We start from the raw sequence: 20,633 nt of genomic DNA on the forward strand, positions 1-20,633 counted from the left end.
AGCAAATGATAGAGATTTTTAATGATACATTTTAAGAATGAAAACCTAGTAAAGTTGGATTGCTTGCTAAAAATTTTTCGATGTATAATTTTCCTTTTCTGCAGGCATTTTGCAAATTTTCTCCGTTTGCTAAATGACTTACAATTGCGGATGAAAGCACACAGCCTGAACCGTGTTTCGGGTAAAATACAGAAAACGTCTCACTCAGTTCAATAAATATTTCTTTTCCGTTTTGAATTAAAATATCTGTTCCGATTTTATCTTCACGATGTCCGCCTTTTATTAATACGGAACATCCATTTTCTGATGGTTGAAAAAGACGATGTTCTTTCAAAACGTTGTATTCATAATAGTTAGGTGTGATTAAATCAATTTGGTCTAAAACATTTTTTACATCTGAAATGGTATTCAAATCAAAAAAGGAAAATTCCGATGTGCTTTTTAAAACCGGATCCCAGACGATTTTTACTTCAGGATTAATCGATTTAAGCTTTTTTACAATCTGAGCTAAAAATTCCGCATCTTTTACCACTCCGATTTTCACCGCTTCAACTTTATACTTTTTCATTAAAACACCTATTGCTGATACAATTTCATCTATCGGCTGCCATTGAAGAGTATAAAATTCGGACTCTGTTTGTAAAGTCATTGCTGTACAGACAGCCAATCCCTGAACTTTTAACTGTTCAAATGTTTTAATATCCGCCAATACACCGGCTCCACCGCTTGGATCGAAACCGGCAATGCTCATTACGAAAGGACGCTCTTTCTGCATTTTCTGAAAATATCTAAAGGTTCATTACTTTCCCAAATTGCTCCCAACAAAGCCACTCCGTCTATTCTGCTGTTGAAAAATTCATTGATATTTTTTTCATGAATTCCTCCCAAAGCAATCAGTTTTACATTTGAATTGTTCCGTTTTTTTATCTCATTCAAAATATTCGAATTTTCTCCGTATCCTTTTTTTGAAATACTCGGAAAAACCGGACTGATAAAAGCATATTCCCAATCTTCAGATAATTCATTAAAAGTTTTAATATTATGAACAGAAGTGGAAATCGTTTGATCTGCGAAAGATTTAAACAAATCATTCCGTCTGTCAATTTCTCTGAAATGAAATCTTGAAATATTAAAACGTTTAGCTAAATCGTGATGACTGTGCAAAACCAATTGGTGATGAAATTCAGAATGTATGTGTTGAATAAAATCTTTCATTTCTTCCGAATTGATGGAGGGTTTTCTGATATGAAGCAAATCCAATCCTTCTTCAAATAATGCATTGATGATTTCAGTTTCATTCTGAACCAGTTCTTCAGGAGTGATTACAACGATCATATATAAATTTCTTTTCCTTTTTCGATGAATTCTTGCGATTTATCCAGCATTCCCTGTTCGGCAGATTCCCGAATTTCCTGGGTAATTTTCATGGAACAGAATTTAGGTCCGCACATCGAACAGAAATGAGCTACTTTTGCTCCGTCTGCCGGAAGCGTTTCATCGTGATAAGATCTCGCGGTTTCAGGATCTAAAGAAAGATTGAACTGATCTTCCCACCGGAATTCGAATCTCGCTTTACTCAACGCATTGTCTCTGTATTGTGCTCCGGGATGTCCTTTTGCCAAATCTGCAGCATGAGCCGCCAATTTATACGTAATCACTCCCACTTTTACATCTTCTTTGTTCGGAAGTCCCAAATGTTCTTTCGGTGTAACGTAACACAACATGGCACAACCAAACCAACCGATCATTGCCGCTCCAATTCCTGAAGTGATGTGGTCGTAACCCGGTGCAATATCTGTTGTTAAAGGTCCCAAAGTGTAAAACGGAGCTTCATCACACACTTCCAACTGCTTCTCCATATTTTCTTTAATCATATGCATCGGGACGTGACCGGGACCTTCGATCATCACCTGAACATTGTGTTTCCAGGCAATTTTCGTTAATTCGCCTAAAGTTTCCAGTTCTGCAAACTGCGCTTCGTCATTGGCATCGGCAATTGAACCGGGACGAAGACCATCACCCAAAGAAAAGGCAACGTCATATTTTTTCATGATTTCGCAGATTTCCTCGAAATGTGTGTATAAGAAGTTTTCTTTGTGATGAAACAGACACCATTTTGCCATAATTGAACCTCCTCTGGAAACAATTCCTGTCACCCGTTTTGCTGTTAAATGAATATATCTCAGTAAAACTCCGGCGTGGATCGTGAAGTAAGAAACACCCTGTTCTGCCTGTTCGATCAAGGTATCTTTAAAAATCTCCCACGTTAAATCTTCTGCAACGCCTTTTACTTTTTCCAATGCCTGATAAATCGGAACGGTACCAATGGGAACCGGACTGTTTCTGATGATCCACTCTCTGGTTTCGTGGATGTTTTTTCCAGTTGATAAATCCATGATGGTGTCTGCGCCCCATCGACAAGCCCAGACTGCTTTTTCCACTTCTTCTTCAATGCTTGATGAAACAGCACTGTTTCCAATATTCGCATTAATTTTAACTAAAAAATTCCGTCCGATAATCATCGGTTCGCTTTCGGGGTGATTAATGTTGTTGGGAATGATGGCTCTTCCCGCTGCAATTTCGTCTCTTACAAATTCAGGTGTGATTTTATTTTTCGGCGTTTTTGCACCAAAACTGTTTCCCGGATGCTGGAAAGCCATGTCTTTTGAAACAGAATCCAACTGCTCAATTCTTTGATTTTCCCTGATGGCAATGTATTCCATTTCGGGAGTGATGATGCCCTGTTTTGCGTAGTATAATTGGGTAACTTCTTTTCCTTCTTTGGCTACTTTAGGTTTATGATTATATGAAAATCGCAGTTGATCTAATTTTGAATCCGAAAGTCTGGCTTTTCCGTATTCAGAAGTGATTCCGTCCAGAATTTCTACGTCATTCCTGTTTAAAATCCACTGTTCGCGGATTCTTGGGAGTCCTTTTTCGATATTAATTTCAAAATTTTCGTCGGTATAAGGTCCTGATGTATCATAAATGGTAACAGGAGGATTTTCATCCATTTTTCCGTTGCTGAGTTTTGTCGGACTGAGCTGTATTTCGCGCATCGCTACATGGATCGGGTGAATTTTCCCTTCAACATAGATTTTTTTTGAGTTCGGAAACGGTGAACGTGTGATGTTATGAGCCATAAAAATATTTTTTTAACCACCCTGAGTGGCTGTGATAATTAAAACTGAATCTTTATCGTTGAGGAATGTTTCCGCCCAGAATGACCGCGGAATAATACGGTTGTTGAGTGCTACAGCAATTCCTTTTTTCTTTTCAGGTAATTCCATAGCAAGAAGCTCTTCCAGATTTTCGGGAAGTTTTTCGAACTTTTTTGTCGTGTGATTGATTGTGAGCTCCATTCCTAAATTTTTAAAAACACTTTAGGAATGCCCATGATTGTACAGTAGAATGTACAGCAAAGTCATCTCACTTTTCCCTACGCTAGTATGATCTAGAAATCAGGTTCAAAGGGTAAATTCTCAGCCCGTCTATTCAACGGACACCCCTAAAGTATGGGACGAAGTTAGACATTTTTTTGAAATGGGCAAAATTTTATGAGGGAAGGAAGTCGGAAGTCTTTGATTTTGCTAATGACAAAGATGCTTTAATTTTAACGCAAAGAATTCTTACTAAGACTTCTTAGTTTAGTAAGCAAAGGCAAATAAATTTGCGGCGCGAAGCTTGGAAAATATTCTTTTTTGGATTGATTTTTTAATTTTAGCTGACTGATTTTGTGGATAGTGCAGAGGTTTTGGTTTTAACGCAAAGAGTTCTTATTTAGGAGTCTTAGTTTAGTAAGCAAAGGCAAATATATTTGCTGCGCGAAGCGTGAAGATTTTCTTTTATGTCTCGCGGATTTTGCGGATTGTGCAGAGGCTTTGATCTTAATTCAAATGCTGAAAACAGGCACGGCAATCTAGCCGCGATTGAGCGGCGTGTCTGAGCTCTTTTCGTTTTTTTCGGCGCGGCAGCTTCGCTGCCGCGCCGAAAAAAACGAAAAAGCGAGTAGCGAAAGCGGGAAACAGCTTCTAAAAATAAAAAAGACTATCTCATATGATGAGGATAGCCTTTAAGTGATCGCATTTAGAGAATTAACAGCCACACATTCCTTTCCTGGAATAGTAATAGCCCTTTTTCTTATATATGATTTTTATTGAATAGATTTTATTTTCAATGCAGGATTCTCCGTCTTTTACCGACTTGGTTTCGCGGATGTAAATTTTATAGGTTTTGTTTCCGAATGCTTCAGGATATTCTTTTGTCCCTTTGATGGAAGGAAAAATTTCATCTTTTCCGTTAAAATTAAATAATGCTCCTTCGTCTTCAGATAAATTAGCAACCGGATTATTCTTCCCATCGATATAACAGCCTGCATGCATTTTGGGATCTTTCAGATCATGAAGAACAGGTTTTTGGGCAGAAAAGTTATTGATTAAAAGAAAAATGACTAAGAATAATAGATTTTTCATGGCAATTGTTTTAATTAAAGAAAATAACTTAATCCGGCTTTATAACGGTTCAGTCTGTCGGGCAAGCCATTGTATCCTCCGTTAATGGCTTTTGTGATCTTTTTAAAAGCAACCAGATTATTTCCGGCATCAATACTTTTGGTAATATCAATCTGATCTGCCAAAGCATTCAGGTTTCGGGTGTTCCAGAACCAGCCCGCGCTTTCTGCTGCGTTTTTGAGCTGAGCAGCATTGCATTTCGTAACATTTTTACCTCCCAAGAGCGTAGGATTTGTCACAAAATCAGTTCCTAAAGCCTGTGAAACGGCTTTGTAATTTGCTCTTCCCGTAATCTGAATGAGCCCTCTTCCTTTAAATTTTACACCATCTCCTTTCTGAGTGTTTCCTAAATCTGCTCTCCCTTCATAAGCGCTTCCGCTCGCGAGTTCTTCGGTGTAAAACAATCCACCGCTTTCGTGACCGACCTGTGCAAGAAAGTTAAGCATTCGTGAAGGCGTGTTAATGGAAAATTTATCACATGTTGCTATAACGTACGGTAAGAATTGCGAAGCATATGCCGTTTTTGAGCAGGTAGCTTCTTTAAGTTGTCCCAATGTAAGCATGATTATTGTTCTTTAGATTGATAGTGTAAAACTATTTCTAAAAAACAATAATCATTACAGTAAAATCCCTGTTTTTGGGTAAGTGTTTTTACGGAAATTTACTCTTCGCAAGCTCTCCAAACGGCATCATTTTGAGGAACCTGAGCAATAATCTGAATATTTTCTTTGGTAACAGGATGGATGAATTCCAGTTTTCTGGCGTGAAGATTAATTCCACCATCGGGATTGGAACGCGGCGAACCGTATTTCAGATCGCCTTTAATGGGAACTCCTGTTTTTGACAACTGTGCTCTGATCTGATGATGTCTTCCTGTTTCAAGATCAATTTCTAATAAAAGATAATTATCCAAAGTTTTGATAACGTTGTACGTAAGAATGGCTTCTTTTGCGCCTTCAGTTGCTTTTGGAAAAACAATGGCTTTGTTATTTTTTTCGTTTTTCTTTAAATAATGAACCAGTCTTTGGGTTTTGGGAATCATCTCTTTTGCGACAACTGCCCAATATGTTTTTTTCACTTCACGGTTTTTCACCATCTGCGTGAGACGGGACAGTGCTTTGGAAGTTTTAGCATAAATCACAAGACCTGAAGTCGGTCTGTCTATACGATGAACCAAACCGAGAAATACATTTCCCGGTTTGTCATCTCTTTTTTTTATAAAATCTTTAATTAATTCCAATAAAGAATCATCGCCGGTTTTGTCTCCCTGTACAAGCTGTCCGACTTTTTTATTGATTACGAGAAGATGGTTGTCTTCATAAACAATCTGTTCCTCCATGTTCTACTGACGGTAATTGGATCTGTTGGCAAAAGAAATAATTACCCCTGCCAAAAGACCGATGGTTTTCATTCCTGTAAGATTCGATTCGTAAGGTAAAAATGCACCGATAATGCAAAGTGCTGCAGCGGCGTACATCGGATAAACAAATTTCCTGTTAAGCAATAAAGGTGCCTGTAAAATGAAGCTCACTCCTACAATGATATAAAATATCTTCTTGGAAAGAAGTTCATTAATATCCGGAGAAAATAGCTTAAACCATCCCACCGCAAGACAAACTACGGCAAGAATAGAAATAACACCCTGAATGGTCTGAAGTTTCTGATGATCCATTAATAACTTTCGTTTTGGTTAGGAAATTCCTGAGTTTTCACATCTTTCACGTATTGCGCAACGGCTCCGGTGATTTCTGTATACAAATCCAGATATCTTCTTAAAAATTTCGGGCTGAATCCTTTGTTCATTCCCACCATATCATGATATACCAAAACCTGTCCGTCGCAATGCGCACCGGCTCCGATTCCGATGGTTGGGATAGAAATAGATTCCGTTACTTTTTTGGCCAAATCTGCCGGTATTTTTTCTAAAACCACCGCAAAACATCCTAATTCTTCCAAAAGCTGTGCATCTGCAATTAATTTTTCTGCTTCTGCTTCTTCTTTGGCTCTTACTTTATATGTTCCGAATTTGTAGATCGATTGTGGTGTTAATCCCAAATGTCCCATTACAGGAATTCCTGCATTGATAATTTTTTTAATTGATTTTGAAATTTCTTTCCCGCCTTCAATTTTTACTGCATGAGCTCCTCCTTCTTTCATCATTCTTACGGCAGATTCCAAAGCTTTTTCGGGATTACTCTGATACGTTCCGAAAGGTAAATCGGCAACCACCAAAGCTCTGTCGGTTCCTCTGACTACACTTTGAGAATGGTAAATCATCTGATCCAAAGTAATTGGCAGTGTGGTTTCAAAACCTGCCATTACGTTTGCCGCAGAATCTCCGATCAAAACCGCATCAATTCCTCCCGCATCCACCATTTTCGCAGTGGTATAATCGTATGCCGTAAGCATCGTTATTTTTTCCTTGTCGAATTTCATTTTACGCAAGGTTTCAGTTGTAACTTTTTTAATTTCAGAATGAACAGACATAATGTATCTATTTTTTAAAAGTTAAAAGTCGGCATTTAGCCGACTTCAAGTTTGTATGATTTATAAAACTACGTGACCTAGTTTCATTAATTTGTCGTGGTTGAGAATTTTGATGTTTCTTCCGTCTACTTCGATGAGATGGTCTCCTTTGAATTCGGAGATCAGACGGATTGCACTTTCGGTTGCGGTTCCGATAATATTGGCGATTTCTTCTCTTGTTAAAGAAATTTTGATAAATCCTTCGGGATCAACTCCTAATTTCTGTTCTAATAACAGTAGAATTTCCGCGAGTCTTTCTCTTACGGTTTTCTGAGCAAGGAAAGTAATGGTATTGGAAGATTCTCCCAGTTCATAAGCTATTTTCTGAAGCATCACAAAGGAAAGCTGGGAATCTACTTCTAACAGATACATAAAAATATCCGCCGGTAAAAAAGTAGCTTCAATATCCGTCATAGCTTCTGCTTTCGCCTGAAAATTTTCTCCGCAAAGCAAAGAACGGTAACCGATGATGTCGCCTTCTTTAATGAATCTCAGGATCTGATCTTTCCCGAAAGCTCCCGATTTTGATAACTTCGCTGCTCCTTTTTCCAAAACGAACACGCCTTTTGGCGTTTCCCCGTCTTCGAAAATAGTTTCGTGTTTCTGAAAACTCAGTTTCTTTTTAGCGTTAATGTATTTTTCAAAATCAGCACTGGAAAGCCTTTCCTTGAATGATTTATCATTAAAAACTCTTGCGAACCTCTCCTCGATTGCAATTTGTTGTTCCTGCGACATTTTATATGACATTTATCACAAAAATAGAACTTTTTAACTCGATAAACAAAAAAAATTGTTATAATTTTGTAGTTCAATAATTTATGAAGGTGAGCGAGAACTGTTTTCATTGTGGTCAAGGGATCGAAAAGGAAAGAATTTTGTTTGATGAAAAGACTTTCTGCTGCAACGGTTGCAAATCTGTTTATGAAATTCTGAATACGAACAACTTAAGTAATTTTTATGAATTAAATAAACGTGCAGGAATCCGTCCGGACGAAAGTTCCTCACAGTTTGAATATCTCGACACTCCTGAAATCTTTGAAAAGGTAACGGATTTTTCTGAAGGAAGCACAAGTTTAGTCACTTTTAAAATTCCTGTAATCCATTGTTCTTCCTGTATATGGCTTTTGGAAAGTCTTCATACATTAAATAAAAACATCAAATATTCTCAGGTTAACTTCACCAGAAAGACCTTACAGATTTCTTTCAACCATAACGATTTAAAATTAAGCGAATTAGCTAATTTTTTAACGAATTTAGGCTACAAACCGGTTATCAGTCTGGAAACCGCCGATAAAAACGTTGAAAATTTAGATAAATCCCTACTGGTAAAGTTTGCTATTGCGGCTTTTGCCTTCGGAAACGGGATGTTCCTTGCTTTTCCGGAATATGTTGGCGGAGAAGATTATTGGATGGAGCATTACAAAGGGCTTTTCAGGGCTTTGATGTGTCTTTTGGCAATTCCTGTCGTGGTATATTCTGCTTCAGATTATTACAAATCAGCCTGGTACGGTCTGAAAAATAAAATCGTGAATATTGATGTTCCGATTGTTTTGGGAATTATTGTTCTCTTCGGGCGAAGTTTGTATGAAGTTGCCACGAATTACGGTCCCGGATATTTTGATACTTTATGCGGACTTCTGTTCTTCATGCTTTTGGGTAAAATCTTTCAGAAAAGAACGTACAATGCGCTTTCATACGACAGAGATTACAAATCTTTCTATCCTATTGCGGTTACAAAAGTTGATTTCGAAGGTAAACAGGAAAACATACTGCTTTCTGAAGTTAAAGTGGGCGACCGGATTCTGGTAAGAAATCAGGAGATTATTCCTGTGGACGCAATTTTAATTAATGGTGAAGGTAATATTGACAACAGTTTCATTACCGGAGAAAGCGAAAGCATCAGCAAACAGCCGGGAGATAAAATTTTCGCCGGAGGAAAACAGATCGGATCATCACTGGAGCTTGAAGTGATTAAGAATGTGGATCAAAGTTATCTTACGCAGCTTTGGAATAAGGAAGCGTTTAAAAAACATGAAACCGGACTTGATACGTTAACGAACAACATCAGTAAATATTTCACATTTATCATTTTAGGAATCGCCTTACTTTCAGCAATCTATTGGTACACTGTAGATCTGGAGAAAATGTTTCAGGTAATTTCTGCGATTCTTATCATCGCGTGTCCTTGTGCGCTAGCGTTGTCTGCTCCGTTTACATTCGGGCACATTATGAGGATTTTAGGAAGAAATAAATTTTACGTAAAAGATACTTTAACAATTGAGAAAATTGCCAAATTAGATACGATTGTTTTTGATAAAACCGGAACTATTACGCACAGAAAAAAATCAAATATAAAATTTGAAGGCACTGAGATAAAAGAATTTGATTTACTGAATATCAAAACGTTACTAAAAAATTCCAATCACCCGCTTTCAAAATCATTATATGAATTCATAGAGACAAAAGATGAATATTTCCCGGTTGAAAATTTTCAGGAAATTTCAGGAAAGGGTTATGAAGCAAGTGTAAGGGGAAGTGTTTACAAAATCGGTTCTGCGAGGTACAATAATCAGGAATCAAAAAACCTTGAAACCGCCGTTTATATCAGTAAAAACAATGAATTTTTAGGGAAATTTATCTTTAAGAATGAATACCGCGAGAATTTAAAAGATTTGTTTAAAAAACTTACCCATTATAAAGTTTTCATTCTGAGTGGTGACAATTCTTCAGAGGAAAATCAATTAAAGCAATTAATTCCGAATTACAAAGGAATGGCTTTCAATCAAAACCCTGAAGACAAGCTGAATTATATTCAAAACCTTCAGAATCAGAATATGAAAGTTGCGATGCTTGGAGACGGACTGAATGATGCCGGAGCTTTAAAACAAAGCAATGTAGGTATTGCGATTGCAGATGATTCCAACAGTTTTACCCCTTCTTCCGATGTTATTATGAACGGTGAAAAAGTGGTAAGCCTTGATAAATACCTGAATGTCTGTAAAGGATCTATCACGATTGTGAAAATCACATTTATAATCAGTTTTCTTTACAATATTGTTGGTTTAAGTTACGCAGTTACAGGACATATGCATCCGCTTTTTGCTGCTTTAATTATGCCTGCAAGTTCAATTACGGTGGTTTCATTCACTACACTTTCGACTTGGATTCTGGGAAGAAAATACTTCAAAAAAGGGGCTTAAAACAACTTATTTAGATTCGTTTTAAATTAGCCAAAAGCCGTATTTCGTGATGAAAGTCATTATTTTTCACTAAATTTGAAACCCGAAAATACGTTAATTTTGTTGTCTAATGGATATTCTATATTTAATGATCCTGTGCAGCGTTTCTTTGGCTGCAGTTTTCCTGGTCGTGTTTATAGTGTATGCCAGAAAAGGACAGTTTGAAGATGATGAGTCTCCGGCTGTACGAATACTCTTCGACTCCGATGAGATAAAGGAAAAAGAAGAATCTGGCAACAAAGAAGGCGATGATGAAAAGGAGAAAAGAAAAATTGAAGAAAAAAGTGAATAGTTGATATGGAAACACAAAAGTTTAGTTATGACAACAGTATTGTTCGGGCATTCCTCTATGCGACCGTTGGTTTCGGGATCATAGGATTTCTGTTCGGACTTACGGCGGCATTAATGCTTTTCTATCCTGAGCTTCCGGAATTCTTTTTTGGAACAGACGATACAACCATTAAGAGTTTAGGTGGAAGTATTGAGGGATTGATTAATACTCATGGAGCGTTCGGATTCGGAAGAATCAGAATGCTGCACACAACCACTGTAATCTTTGCATTCGTAATGAATATCGTTTATGTGGGAGTTTACTACTCTTTACAGCGATTACTGAAAACAAGGATGTACAGTGATACATTGTCCTGGATCCATTTCTGGACATGGCAGATTATGATTCTTGTAACCTACGTTACGTTCTTTATGGGAATCAACACTTCTAAGGAATATGCGGAACACGAATGGCCGATTGATATTCTGATTACATTCTCTTGGGTGATTTTCGGAGCCAATATGTTCTTAACGATTGCTAAAAGAAGAGTAAGACACCTTTATGTAGCGATCTGGTTCTATATCGGTACATGGATCGCAGTAGCAATGCTGCACATCTTCAATAACCTTGAAGTACCTTTGTCTTTCACAGGATGGAAATCTTATTCAGCTTATGCAGGGGTAAAAGATGCCATCGTACAATGGTGGTATGGTCACAATGCGGTTGCATTCGTATTAACGACTCCGGTTCTTGGTTTAATGTATTATTTCTTACCAAAAGCGGCAGACAGACCGGTTTTCTCGTATAAACTGTCTATCATTCACTTCTGGTCTTTAATTTTCGTTTATATCTGGGCTGGTCCTCACCACCTTCAGTATACCGCTTTACCGGCTTGGGCACAGGCGGTAGGAACAGGTTTCTCTATCATGCTTATTGCTCCGTCTTGGGGAGGTATGCTTAATGGTCTTCTTACATTAAGAGGAGCTTGGGATAAAGTAAGAGAAAATCCTATTCTTAAATTCTTTGTTGTAGCAGTAACGTGCTACGGTATGGCAACTTTTGAAGGACCACTTTTAGCAACAAAAAACATTAACAAAATCGGTCACTTTACAGACTGGGTTATTGGTCACGTACACTTAGGTGCATTAGGATGGAATGGTTTCATGGCATTCGGTGTTATCTATTACCTGATCCCTATCTTATGGAGAACGAAATTATATTCTACAAGATTAGCTAACTGGCATTTCTGGTTAGGGACATTAGGTATCATTTTCTATGCGGTGCCAATGTATATTTCAGGGTTTACTCAGGGATTAATGTGGAAGCAGTTCAACCCGGACGGAACTCTAGTGTGGAAAAACTGGCTGGATACTGTAACAGCTATTATTCCTTACTTCAAAATGAGATTCGTAGGAGGATTATTTTATCTTTCGGGAGCAATCTTAATGGTGGTAAACTTAGTGGCTACTGTAAGAAAAGGATCATTCCAGAAAGATGTACCTGCTGAAGCACCAGCATTAGCAAATATCAGCGGAAAACGTAAAGAAGGAGAAGGAACTCACCTTTGGTTAGAGAGAACTCCTGTATTATTAGGTATTTTATCTTTATTAACGATTTCAATCGGTAGTATGGTAGAAATTATCCCTACCCTGTCTCTTAAGAAAAGTGTACCTACTATTTCAGCTGTAAAACCATATTCTCCACTGGAATTAGAAGGTAGAGATATTTATATCAGAGAAGGATGTAACGCCTGTCACTCTCAGATGGTAAGACCATTCAGAGATGAGATCGTAAGATTTAACGGTAAAAACGGTCAGTACTCTAAGGCAGGTGAATTCGTATACGACAGACCTTTCCTTTGGGGATCTAAGAGAACAGGACCGGATTTGCACAGAGAAGGGGGTAAAAACCCAAGTTCTTGGCATTACAAACATATGTATAACCCGAGATCAACTTCTGCAGGTTCTATCATGCCTCGTTACCCTTGGCTGATTGCAACAGATTTAGACAGATCTAAAATGGTTGACAAAATGAAGCTGATGAAGAGTGCTTTCGAAGTCCCTTATACAAAAGCTGAAATAGATTCTGCAAACTCTTGGGCAAACAACCAGGCTTCAAAAATCGTAAGAGACATCATGTCTGAAGCACCAGATTTGAAAAAGGCATATGCACAAAAACCTAAAGGAGAACTGGAGAAAAAAGAAGTGGTAGCACTAATCTCCTATCTTCAAAGATTAGGAACGGACATTAAGACCACTGAAATCAAAACAGCAAGTAATAACTAATATATTAAAAGGTTCACATCATGATACCTCAGAATTTTAAAGACATCTTATCCAATACAGAAAATGCTGGTTTTTACCAGACTTTGGCTCTGATTTTCTTTATGCTGTTCTTCATCGCTCTTGTAATTTATGTTTTTAGCAAGCCTAAAAAATATTACAAGGAAGAAGAGGAAGCTCCTCTGCAGGATGACAATGATGACGATTTTAATTTAAAAAATTAAACTACTTATTATGAAACAAAGAACACCGGTTGTTATAAACATTGTAATAATAATTGGACTTTTAATAGTTTTTTATTATCTTTTTGTACAGAGCTACGATTTCCTTACCTCTCCTTATTTCTGGGGAACCGTAATTATCGGAGGAATTTTAGCTTATATCCACAGTGCAATCGGAGATTTAATTGAGAATAATAAATTCAAAAAACTATCTCCAGAAGAAAAGGCAGCTTATTTGGCTGAAAAGAAAGTACCTTACTTTACAAGATTATATAATGCAGCATTCAAAAAGCAATCTGCAGCAGAAGAAAAGGATATCCTTATCGACCACGGTTTCGACGGAATCATGGAGTTAGATAACCAATTGCCAAAATGGTGGGTAGGTTTATTCTATTTTGGGACTGCTTTTTGTATTGTATATGTAGCAGCATTCTCTTTCACAGATTTTGCACATCCATTAAGCGAATATGAAAAAGAATACAAAGAACAATTGGCAGCAATTGAGAAATACAACAGTGAGCAGCCTCCTGTAACAATAGAAACAGCTAAATATTCGGCTGATAATATTGCAGAAGGAAAAGAATTGTTTAAAACAAACTGTGCATCTTGTCATAAGGAAGACGGTGGCGGAGGTATTGGTCCAAACCTTACTGATAACTACTGGATCAATCAGCCAGAGAAAACGTTATTCAAAAACGTTTTCCACATGGACTGGAATGGTTCTCCTAACAATCCTGCGATGAGAGCATTTGGTAAAAACGGAGAGGTTTCGGGTGCTGAAATTGAAAAGATTGCAGCGTATGTATATCACATCAACCAGGAATTACCTCCGGTAACACAGGCTCAGGGTGGTGCAGCTCCTCAGGGAACAGAAGCACATTGGGAAAAAGAATAATTTAACTTAAATAAATTAAAACATATGAAAAACATAGTTTGTTATTAAATAAAAATAGTAACGAATTATGTTTTTCTTTTTTTAAAAACTATCATACATGTCAGATATAGAAGAAACAGAAGTACGCGGCGGACAGGGACAAGTTCTGGACCCTGAAACTTACAGAGATTCTATCGGGACAATGGAACAATCCGGTAAGAGGAAGTGGGTATTTCCCAGAAAACCAAAAGGAAAATATACCAACTACCGAAACATTGTAAGTTATGTTTTACTGCTCATTTATTTTGCAGTGCCATTTATTAAAATTAATGGTAATCCTCTTATTTTATTTAATGTAATTGACAGGGAGTTCTTTATTTTCGGACAGCCCTTTTACCCTCAGGATTTTTTCATCCTTACGCTTGGAGCAATTACTTCGTTAATATTCATCATTATTTTTACGATGGCTTTCGGAAGAATTTTCTGCGGATGGATCTGTCCTCAGACAATTTTTTTAGAATTTATTTTCCGTAAAATAGATTATCTTATCGAAGGAGACAGGAACAAGCAGATGAAGCTGGACAGACAGGAATGGAACACCGAAAAGATCTGGAAAAGAAGCCTTAAATGGACGATTTTTCTTGTTATTTCCTTAATCATTACACATTTCATGTTCATGTATATTGTTGGGTATGAAGAAGTATTCAGAATTGTTTCTGAAGGACCTTTTGCCAATCCTACCAACTTTATCGTTATGATCCTTTTAACCGCAGCATTTTATTTTGTGTTTGCATGGTTCAGAGAACAGGTCTGTACATTGGTTTGCCCTTACGGAAGGTTACAGGGCGTTTTGATTGATAAAGATACCGTTAATGTTTTCTACGATTTTAAAAGAGGTGAAAACAGAGCGAAATGGAGAAAAGGAGAAGACAGAAAAGCAGCTGGAAAAGGTGATTGTATAGACTGTCATCAGTGTGTGGTGGTTTGTCCTACCGGAATAGACATCAGAGACGGACAACAGCTGGAGTGTGTAAACTGTACAGCCTGTATAGATGCCTGTGATGAAGTTATGGAAAAAGTAGGTCTTCCGAAAGGACTGATAAGATATGCCACCGAGAACGAAATCGAAAAGCAGACCGAGTTTAAATTCACGGGAAGAATGAAAGGTTTTGCAGTCGTTCTTTTACTGCTTACAGGGTTTTTAGGATATCTTCTTACCAGCAGAGCCGAAATGGAAGCTAAATTCATTAAACCGGCAGGAAGTACGTTCTTCGTGAGAGACGGAAAAATTACCAATACTTACAATTATACATTTTTAAATAAAACCAACGAAAAAAAAGTTGTAACCATTAAAGTAATTGAGCCGAAACATGGAGAGGTGATCTACAGTGCATCAAGCAAGATTCCGGTAGACAGAGATAAAATTACCAAAGGAACCATCAACATCAGCTTCCCGGAAAATGAAATGACGCTTTCCAAGCAGAACATCACGATCGGGGTTTATGATATGAAGGGGAAACTGGTAGATTCATACAAAACATATTTTGAAGGACCATTCAAATTACAATTTTAATTTTTAGAAATGAAAAACTTTAATTGGGGACACGGTGTAATTATCGCTTTAGCATCATTTATGATCTTTATATTATCCATGATGTTCCTTTTTCCAAACGGACAGAAGAACTCTGAAATGGTAACCGATAATTACTATGAAGAAGAACTGAAATATCAGGATGTAATTGATGCCAAGAAAAGAGCAGACGAACTGAAGGAAAAACCTGTTTACAGCCAAAATACTTCAGGAATTAAGATTACTTTTCCGAAAGACTACAATAACTCTAATACCAAAGTGAAATTTGTACTGAACAGAACCGACGATCAGAATCTGGACGTTCATAAAACCGTACAGTTGGATACCAATCAGTCTTTTTTAATTCCTGCACAGGTTCTGAAACTGGGGAACTATACCCTTCGTTTGAGCTGGACAAAAGATAAAACAGACTACAGAATGGATTATGATGTGATATGGAAATAGCACTTATAATATCGGCAATCGGGTTGGGTTTCGCATCTGGATTCCACTGTATCGGAATGTGCGGACCTATTGCATTGTCGATGGGATTAACAAAAAAACAAGCAACCAATTTCTACCTTCAGAATCTTACGTACCAGTTCGGCAGGATTTTCACCTATTCCCTTTTAGGAGCAATTCTTGGAATTATTGGAGAAGGCTTTGAAATGGCGGGTTTTCAGAGATATCTTACGATTGCTGTAGGAATTCTGCTTATTGTAATGGCTGTTTTTTCATTCGGAGGAAAAGATTTTGCTTCTAAAGTTCCGTTTTTTTCAAAATTTTTATTCAAAGTAAAATCGAATTTGGGAAGACTGCTTCAAAAGGCAGATTACCGTTCAAGATTCACTACAGGTCTTCTGAATGGCTTTTTACCCTGCGGAATGGTTTATATGGCTTTAACGGCAAGCTTAGCAAGCGGAGGAATATGGCAGGGCGCTTTGTATATGGCTTTATTTGGTTTGGGAACACTTCCGTTTATGTTCGCGGTAGTTTTGGTCGGAAATCTCATGAATCAGGCTTTCAGGGTGAAAGTTTTAAAAGTGATTCCGATTGTCATGATTATTTTGGGCGGACTTTTTATTGTCCGGGGAATGGAACTGGGAATTCCCTACATTTCTCCGAGGGCAGAAGCGATGACCATTTCAAAAGATAATCAGGGAGACTGTCATTTGCCGGGAGATCACAACACTCACGATCATAGTAAAGTAAATTGTCATTAATAGAAAATAAAAAAAGGAAATCTCAATAGGTTTCCTTTTTTATTATCATTATTTTGTAAATATCTCGTATAAGTAATCCTTTGATTCCGAAGAACTCATCTTTTTAATATCTTTTCTTTTAATTGATGCATTCAATTCAGAAGCTTTAATTATTTTCTTCTTATTGACCGAGACTTTATCATCTGGAGAAGTAATAAGCAGCCATCCTGTATTGTTCATGATATAATGCTTCTGATCGATCGTAAAAAAACATTCTCATTATTGCTTCCTGCCAATGCAAGTTTATGATAAAATCTACGATTATTTTTAACAGATTCGAATCCTGCTAAAACAGATTCATATGTAAGGTCTTTGTTCAATTTCATTTCAGAAAAAGAATTCTTCATTGATTTTCCGGATGCTATCTCAAGTCCGAAATAATAAATACATCGTACATTTCCTAAATTTGCCCAATTTTCCTTCTGAGTAAAGGAAAAATAGCCATTGTGTTCAACTCTGATCTTAAAATGTATTCCTCCTTTCTCAGAATAATTTACTTTTCCGCTAAAGTAACCTTTAGAATCCGTAGTCGATACAAGCTTTCCTTTTTCATCATAAAGCTTCGCATTTTCTAGCGGGGTAAGGCTATCAGAATCTATTACGATACCTGCTATTTCTATAAATTTTGATTCAGTAAAACGATGTTTAAATCCTGAACTCTTTGCCAATGAAAATAAAACAAGACAGAAAAGTAAAATACTTTCAGAAATTTTCTTCATTAATCTATTATAAAAAATATTAAAAAAAAGCCCTCAGTGAGAGGGCATTACTATTATTAATTGATAACATCAAATCTCGCATATTCCGCTATTTTCTTCGGAAGTTTAATTCCTTCTGCGGTCTGGTTATTTTCCAGTAAAGCAGCCATAATTCTTGGCAATGCCATTGCAGAACCATTCAGGGTATGCACCAACTGAGATTTTCCGTCTGCTTTATAACGGCATTTCAGTCTGTTTGCCTGAAAAGTTTCAAAATTGGAAACAGAACTTACCTCAAGCCATTTTTCCTGAGCTGCACTCCATACTTCGAAATCATACGTCATGGCAGAAGCAAAACCTGTGTCTCCTCCGCAAAGTCTTAAAACACGATATGGTAATTCAAGATCACTTAAAATTTCTTTAATGTGTTCTACCATTTCTTCCAATACGGCATAAGAATTTTCCGGTTTTTCAATTCTTACGATTTCAACTTTTTCAAACTGGTGAAGACGGTTCAAACCTCTTACATGCGCTCCGTAACTTCCCGCTTCTCTTCTGTAGCATTGAGAAAAGGCTGTATTTTTAACCGGAAGATCTTTTTCTTCAAACAATACATCGCGATAGAGATTCGTTACCGGAACTTCTGCGGTAGGAATCAGATATAAATCATCTGCCTGAATGTAATACATCTGCCCTTCTTTATCCGGCAACTGTCCCGTTCCGTATCCTGAAGCTTCGTTTACAACGTGAGGAGGATTTACTTCCATATATCCTTTCTCAACATTTTTATCTAAAAAATACTGAACCAAAGCTCTCTGCAATCTTGCCCCTTTTCCTAAATATACCGGAAAACCTGCTCCTGCAATCTTTACACCCAATTCAAAATCAATAAGGTTATATTTCTTTGCCAGTTCCCAGTGAGGAATTGCTCCTTCGCCAAGACCTTCCACATCGTGAGACTGATATATAATTTCGTTATCATCCGCAGAAGCCCCATTTTTTACCTTTTCATTCGGAATGTTCGGTAATTGGTACAGAATATTGATTAATTCTTTTTCCTTTACATCTAACTTAGCTTTCAATTCCGACGTCGACTCTTTGTATTGCGCTGTTTTAGATTTTGCGGATTCTGCTTCTTCTTTTTTTCCTTCTTTCATTAAAAGTCCGATTTCTTTGGAGATTTTATTGATTTCGGAAAGTTGGGAATCCAATTCAAACTGAATTTTTTTTCTTTCTTCGTCGGTAGCAATAGCCTCGTCTACCAACTCAAGATTCTTGAATTGTCTTTTCTTAAGACCTTCTAAAACGCGCTCTTTATTGTCGCGCAAAAAATTGACTTGTAACATTTTATTTAGATGTTAGTTATTAGGATGTTGAACATTAAATGTCAACAGTTTTGCAAATGTATAAATTATTATTTTACGATTGTAACAACATTCGGGGAACCCGGTGTTTTAGTAAACCTTAAAGTATCGTTATAATAAACTTTTGAGACCTCAAAAACCGAAGGAGTCATGTGATACTGAATTCTGAGGGTTTCATTAATGGTATCAAGAATTGTACTGTTAAGTCTCTTCACCAGTGAAACCGTAATTACCGACTGATAGGTTTTGTTGTTCGGATCCAGCGTATCCAGCCCTACTCTTTTGGCTCCTGCAATATATTCAATAAAAAGAGTGGAATCTGCAGTAGCGCGCAGAGTACTGCTTACAGGCGAAACATCTTTTGTTCCGTTTACATCATTTAACGAATAGGTAAAATAGGTCTGGTTTTTTTTAGCATGAAAAAGATCGCGTCCCGCTCCGTTTTTCATATAAACATTCAAAATCTGATCGATTTTCTGCAAATCATCGTCATCCGTTCTGCAGCTCAGAAAGGCACAAAAAATCACCAGAAATCCAAAAACAATATTCCTCATTTCCAACAAAGATAAAACTTATTTTTATTTGAGAGTTCTATTTTTCTTCAGGACTTTATTTAAAAGTAAATTAATTTCTGCTTTAGAAAGAATGAAATCCTGAAAACGAAATTCCGTCATCTGGTAAAATCTCCAAAACAGAATGCCGGAAGAAATGCAGTATGATACAGAGGTAATAATACATGCACCGCGAATTCCCCATCTAGGAATGATGTAAAATGAAGATACTATTGTAAAAATAAGTCCTATTAAAGATTTTACATTTAAGATTCTTAATTTGTTAATCCCTGCAAAATAGTAACCAATAATATTACTTACCGCGATTGCCAGAATTCCGGGAGAAAGAAAAAGGATAATCTCTTTGGTTTTACTAAAATCTCTTCCGAAAATCATGGAATATATCTGCCCCGGAATGAGCAACATTATGGTTATAAAAACCAATGTAATTAAAAAACTGATTCTTAACGAAACTTTTGTCTTTTCGATAGCATCGTTGGAGTTTTTATTGTTCACGACATCTGAATAAAGTATAACGGAAAGGCTTCGGCTAACCGTCCAAATTGCTTCTGAAAAAGCGATACCTACCGAAAAAATCCCCACACTTACAATTCCTTTAAAATATTCAAGAAAATAAAATGATAGCCTGTTATTTAAAAACTGTAAAAAAGCACTCAGCTGAGTCTTCCATCCATAATCCAATAATTTCCCGCCAACTTTTCCGGAGAATGAAATTCGTCTTATATTACAATGTTTAAAAATCTGTAAGCCGCTCGCTATAAACAGAACTCCCAAACTGGCTATTTGTGCTACAAAATAAACCGTTACAGAATTTACTTTAACAAGATAAACAATAATTAAAATAAAAATAATATGAACAATTTGCTGTAAAGCTGTATATAAATTGAACATTTTAATATTCTGCTGGCCAACAAATAAATTTACGTTCGCCGCTAACAAGGATGATGAGACAGAAAGCCCAATAAGATAAATTAAATATTCTGAGGCATGATTGAAACTAAAAATGAGCGGTATTAAAATCCCCATTAAAACAGCCCAAATGTAAGCAAAAGGTAAAATAGCTTCTGTCCTATATCTTTTGGCAAAATAGCTCATGCTGCTTCCCACAAAAACATTAGCAAAAAAACTGATCAGGGTAAGATCCGCAATCACAAGTGAAATAATCCCTTTACCCTCACTTCCCCATTTATTTGTAGAATAAATCACAAGTCCGAAATTTAATATCAGAATTAAAAATCGGGAA

Annotated in this window: 22 protein-coding genes and 1 riboswitch; of the genes, 8 read left to right on the forward strand and 14 right to left on the reverse strand. The window is 36.9% G+C overall.

The window, feature by feature from the left end; all coding sequences use genetic code 11:
* Nucleotides 1–31: 31 nt before the first annotated feature.
* The 10 genes from KKI44_RS12440 to KKI44_RS12485 all read right to left on the reverse strand — a co-directional run bounded on the left by KKI44_RS12440 (nt 32) and on the right by KKI44_RS12485 (nt 7,772).
* The gene (locus KKI44_RS12440) at nt 32–775 is read right to left on the reverse strand and encodes a hydroxymethylpyrimidine/phosphomethylpyrimidine kinase (protein WP_214587565.1); all 744 of its coding nucleotides are present in this window, start codon (nt 773–775) and stop codon (nt 32–34) included.
* Nucleotides 751–1,335, reverse strand: a complete 585-nt coding sequence (locus KKI44_RS12445; protein ID WP_214587566.1) for a thiamine phosphate synthase — start codon at nt 1,333–1,335, stop codon at nt 751–753. The genes KKI44_RS12440 and KKI44_RS12445 overlap by 25 nt, the downstream gene beginning before the upstream one ends.
* Nucleotides 1,332–3,143 (reverse strand): phosphomethylpyrimidine synthase ThiC, encoded by a 1,812-nt coding sequence (gene thiC, locus KKI44_RS12450; protein ID WP_214587567.1) that lies wholly within the window; start codon nt 3,141–3,143, stop codon nt 1,332–1,334. Before thiC ends, KKI44_RS12445 begins: the two co-directional genes overlap by 4 nt.
* 12 nt (nt 3,144–3,155) lie before the next feature.
* Nucleotides 3,156–3,362 (reverse strand): sulfur carrier protein ThiS, encoded by a 207-nt coding sequence (gene thiS, locus KKI44_RS12455; protein WP_214587568.1) that lies wholly within the window; start codon nt 3,360–3,362, stop codon nt 3,156–3,158.
* Between the two features lie 57 nt (nt 3,363–3,419).
* Nucleotides 3,420–3,520, reverse strand: a riboswitch (TPP riboswitch).
* A 574-nt stretch (nt 3,521–4,094) separates the two neighbouring features.
* The gene (locus KKI44_RS12460; RefSeq protein WP_214587569.1) at nt 4,095–4,472 is read right to left on the reverse strand and encodes a hypothetical protein; all 378 of its coding nucleotides are present in this window, start codon (nt 4,470–4,472) and stop codon (nt 4,095–4,097) included.
* Nucleotides 4,473–4,486: 14 nt separating this feature from the next.
* Nucleotides 4,487–5,074, reverse strand: coding sequence for a glycoside hydrolase family 19 protein (locus KKI44_RS12465; RefSeq protein WP_214587570.1), 588 nt, complete (start codon nt 5,072–5,074; stop codon nt 4,487–4,489).
* Nucleotides 5,075–5,172: 98 nt separating this feature from the next.
* Entirely contained in the window at nt 5,173–5,850 is a 678-nt protein-coding gene (locus KKI44_RS12470; protein WP_214587571.1) for an RluA family pseudouridine synthase, read from the reverse strand.
* A gap of 3 nt (nt 5,851–5,853) precedes the next feature.
* Nucleotides 5,854–6,183: a hypothetical protein gene (locus KKI44_RS12475; RefSeq protein WP_214587572.1), complete on the reverse strand. Its 330-nt coding sequence runs from the start codon at nt 6,181–6,183 to the stop codon at nt 5,854–5,856.
* Complete coding sequence (gene panB / locus KKI44_RS12480; RefSeq protein WP_076393737.1) at nt 6,183–6,998, reverse strand: 3-methyl-2-oxobutanoate hydroxymethyltransferase; 816 nt, start codon at nt 6,996–6,998, stop codon at nt 6,183–6,185. Before panB ends, KKI44_RS12475 begins: the two co-directional genes overlap by 1 nt.
* A gap of 60 nt (nt 6,999–7,058) precedes the next feature.
* Nucleotides 7,059–7,772 (reverse strand): Crp/Fnr family transcriptional regulator, encoded by a 714-nt coding sequence (locus KKI44_RS12485; protein WP_076393740.1) that lies wholly within the window; start codon nt 7,770–7,772, stop codon nt 7,059–7,061.
* A gap of 89 nt (nt 7,773–7,861) precedes the next feature.
* On the opposite strand from KKI44_RS12485, the gene KKI44_RS12490 reads away from it, so the two are divergent.
* From KKI44_RS12490 to KKI44_RS12525, 8 genes are all read left to right on the forward strand, one after another.
* Entirely contained in the window at nt 7,862–10,237 is a 2,376-nt protein-coding gene (locus KKI44_RS12490; RefSeq protein ID WP_214591154.1) for a heavy metal translocating P-type ATPase, read from the forward strand.
* 109 nt (nt 10,238–10,346) lie between these two features.
* Nucleotides 10,347–10,568, forward strand: coding sequence for a cbb3-type cytochrome oxidase assembly protein CcoS (ccoS, locus tag KKI44_RS12495; RefSeq protein ID WP_214587573.1), 222 nt, complete (start codon nt 10,347–10,349; stop codon nt 10,566–10,568).
* Nucleotides 10,569–10,573: 5 nt separating this feature from the next.
* Complete coding sequence (gene ccoN / locus KKI44_RS12500; protein WP_214587574.1) at nt 10,574–12,832, forward strand: cytochrome-c oxidase, cbb3-type subunit I; 2,259 nt, start codon at nt 10,574–10,576, stop codon at nt 12,830–12,832.
* Between the two features lie 20 nt (nt 12,833–12,852).
* The gene (locus tag KKI44_RS12505; RefSeq protein WP_076393748.1) at nt 12,853–13,053 is read left to right on the forward strand and encodes a cbb3-type cytochrome oxidase subunit 3; all 201 of its coding nucleotides are present in this window, start codon (nt 12,853–12,855) and stop codon (nt 13,051–13,053) included.
* Nucleotides 13,054–13,063: 10 nt separating this feature from the next.
* On the forward strand, nt 13,064–13,945 hold the full coding sequence (locus tag KKI44_RS12510) for a cbb3-type cytochrome c oxidase N-terminal domain-containing protein (RefSeq protein ID WP_214587575.1): 882 nt from the start codon (nt 13,064–13,066) through the stop codon (nt 13,943–13,945).
* A gap of 97 nt (nt 13,946–14,042) precedes the next feature.
* Nucleotides 14,043–15,497 carry a cytochrome c oxidase accessory protein CcoG gene (gene ccoG / locus KKI44_RS12515; protein WP_214587576.1) on the forward strand — a complete coding sequence of 485 codons (1,455 nt, stop codon included), beginning with the start codon at nt 14,043–14,045 and terminating at the stop codon, nt 15,495–15,497.
* 9 nt (nt 15,498–15,506) lie between these two features.
* Nucleotides 15,507–15,959 (forward strand): FixH family protein, encoded by a 453-nt coding sequence (locus tag KKI44_RS12520; protein ID WP_214587577.1) that lies wholly within the window; start codon nt 15,507–15,509, stop codon nt 15,957–15,959.
* Entirely contained in the window at nt 15,950–16,717 is a 768-nt protein-coding gene (locus KKI44_RS12525) for a sulfite exporter TauE/SafE family protein (RefSeq protein ID WP_214587578.1), read from the forward strand. The genes KKI44_RS12520 and KKI44_RS12525 overlap by 10 nt, the downstream gene beginning before the upstream one ends.
* Before the next feature lie 215 nt (nt 16,718–16,932).
* Here the strand turns inward: KKI44_RS12525 and KKI44_RS12530 are convergent, their stop codons facing one another.
* The 4 genes from KKI44_RS12530 to KKI44_RS12545 form a co-directional block, all read right to left on the reverse strand.
* A complete protein-coding gene (locus KKI44_RS12530) occupies nt 16,933–17,475 on the reverse strand; it encodes a carboxypeptidase-like regulatory domain-containing protein (RefSeq protein ID WP_214587579.1) in 543 nt (180 codons plus the stop codon).
* Nucleotides 17,476–17,531: 56 nt separating this feature from the next.
* Entirely contained in the window at nt 17,532–18,800 is a 1,269-nt protein-coding gene (gene serS, locus KKI44_RS12535) for a serine--tRNA ligase (RefSeq protein WP_214587580.1), read from the reverse strand.
* 68 nt (nt 18,801–18,868) lie between these two features.
* Nucleotides 18,869–19,372: a hypothetical protein gene (locus KKI44_RS12540; RefSeq protein ID WP_214587581.1), complete on the reverse strand. Its 504-nt coding sequence runs from the start codon at nt 19,370–19,372 to the stop codon at nt 18,869–18,871.
* A gap of 24 nt (nt 19,373–19,396) precedes the next feature.
* Nucleotides 19,397–20,596, reverse strand: coding sequence for a polysaccharide biosynthesis C-terminal domain-containing protein (locus tag KKI44_RS12545; RefSeq protein WP_250902061.1), 1,200 nt, complete (start codon nt 20,594–20,596; stop codon nt 19,397–19,399).
* Nucleotides 20,597–20,633: the final 37 nt, after the last annotated feature.

This window comes from Chryseobacterium sp. ZHDP1 (assembly GCF_018603435.1).
GTDB lineage: Bacteria > Bacteroidota > Bacteroidia > Flavobacteriales > Weeksellaceae > Chryseobacterium > Chryseobacterium indicum.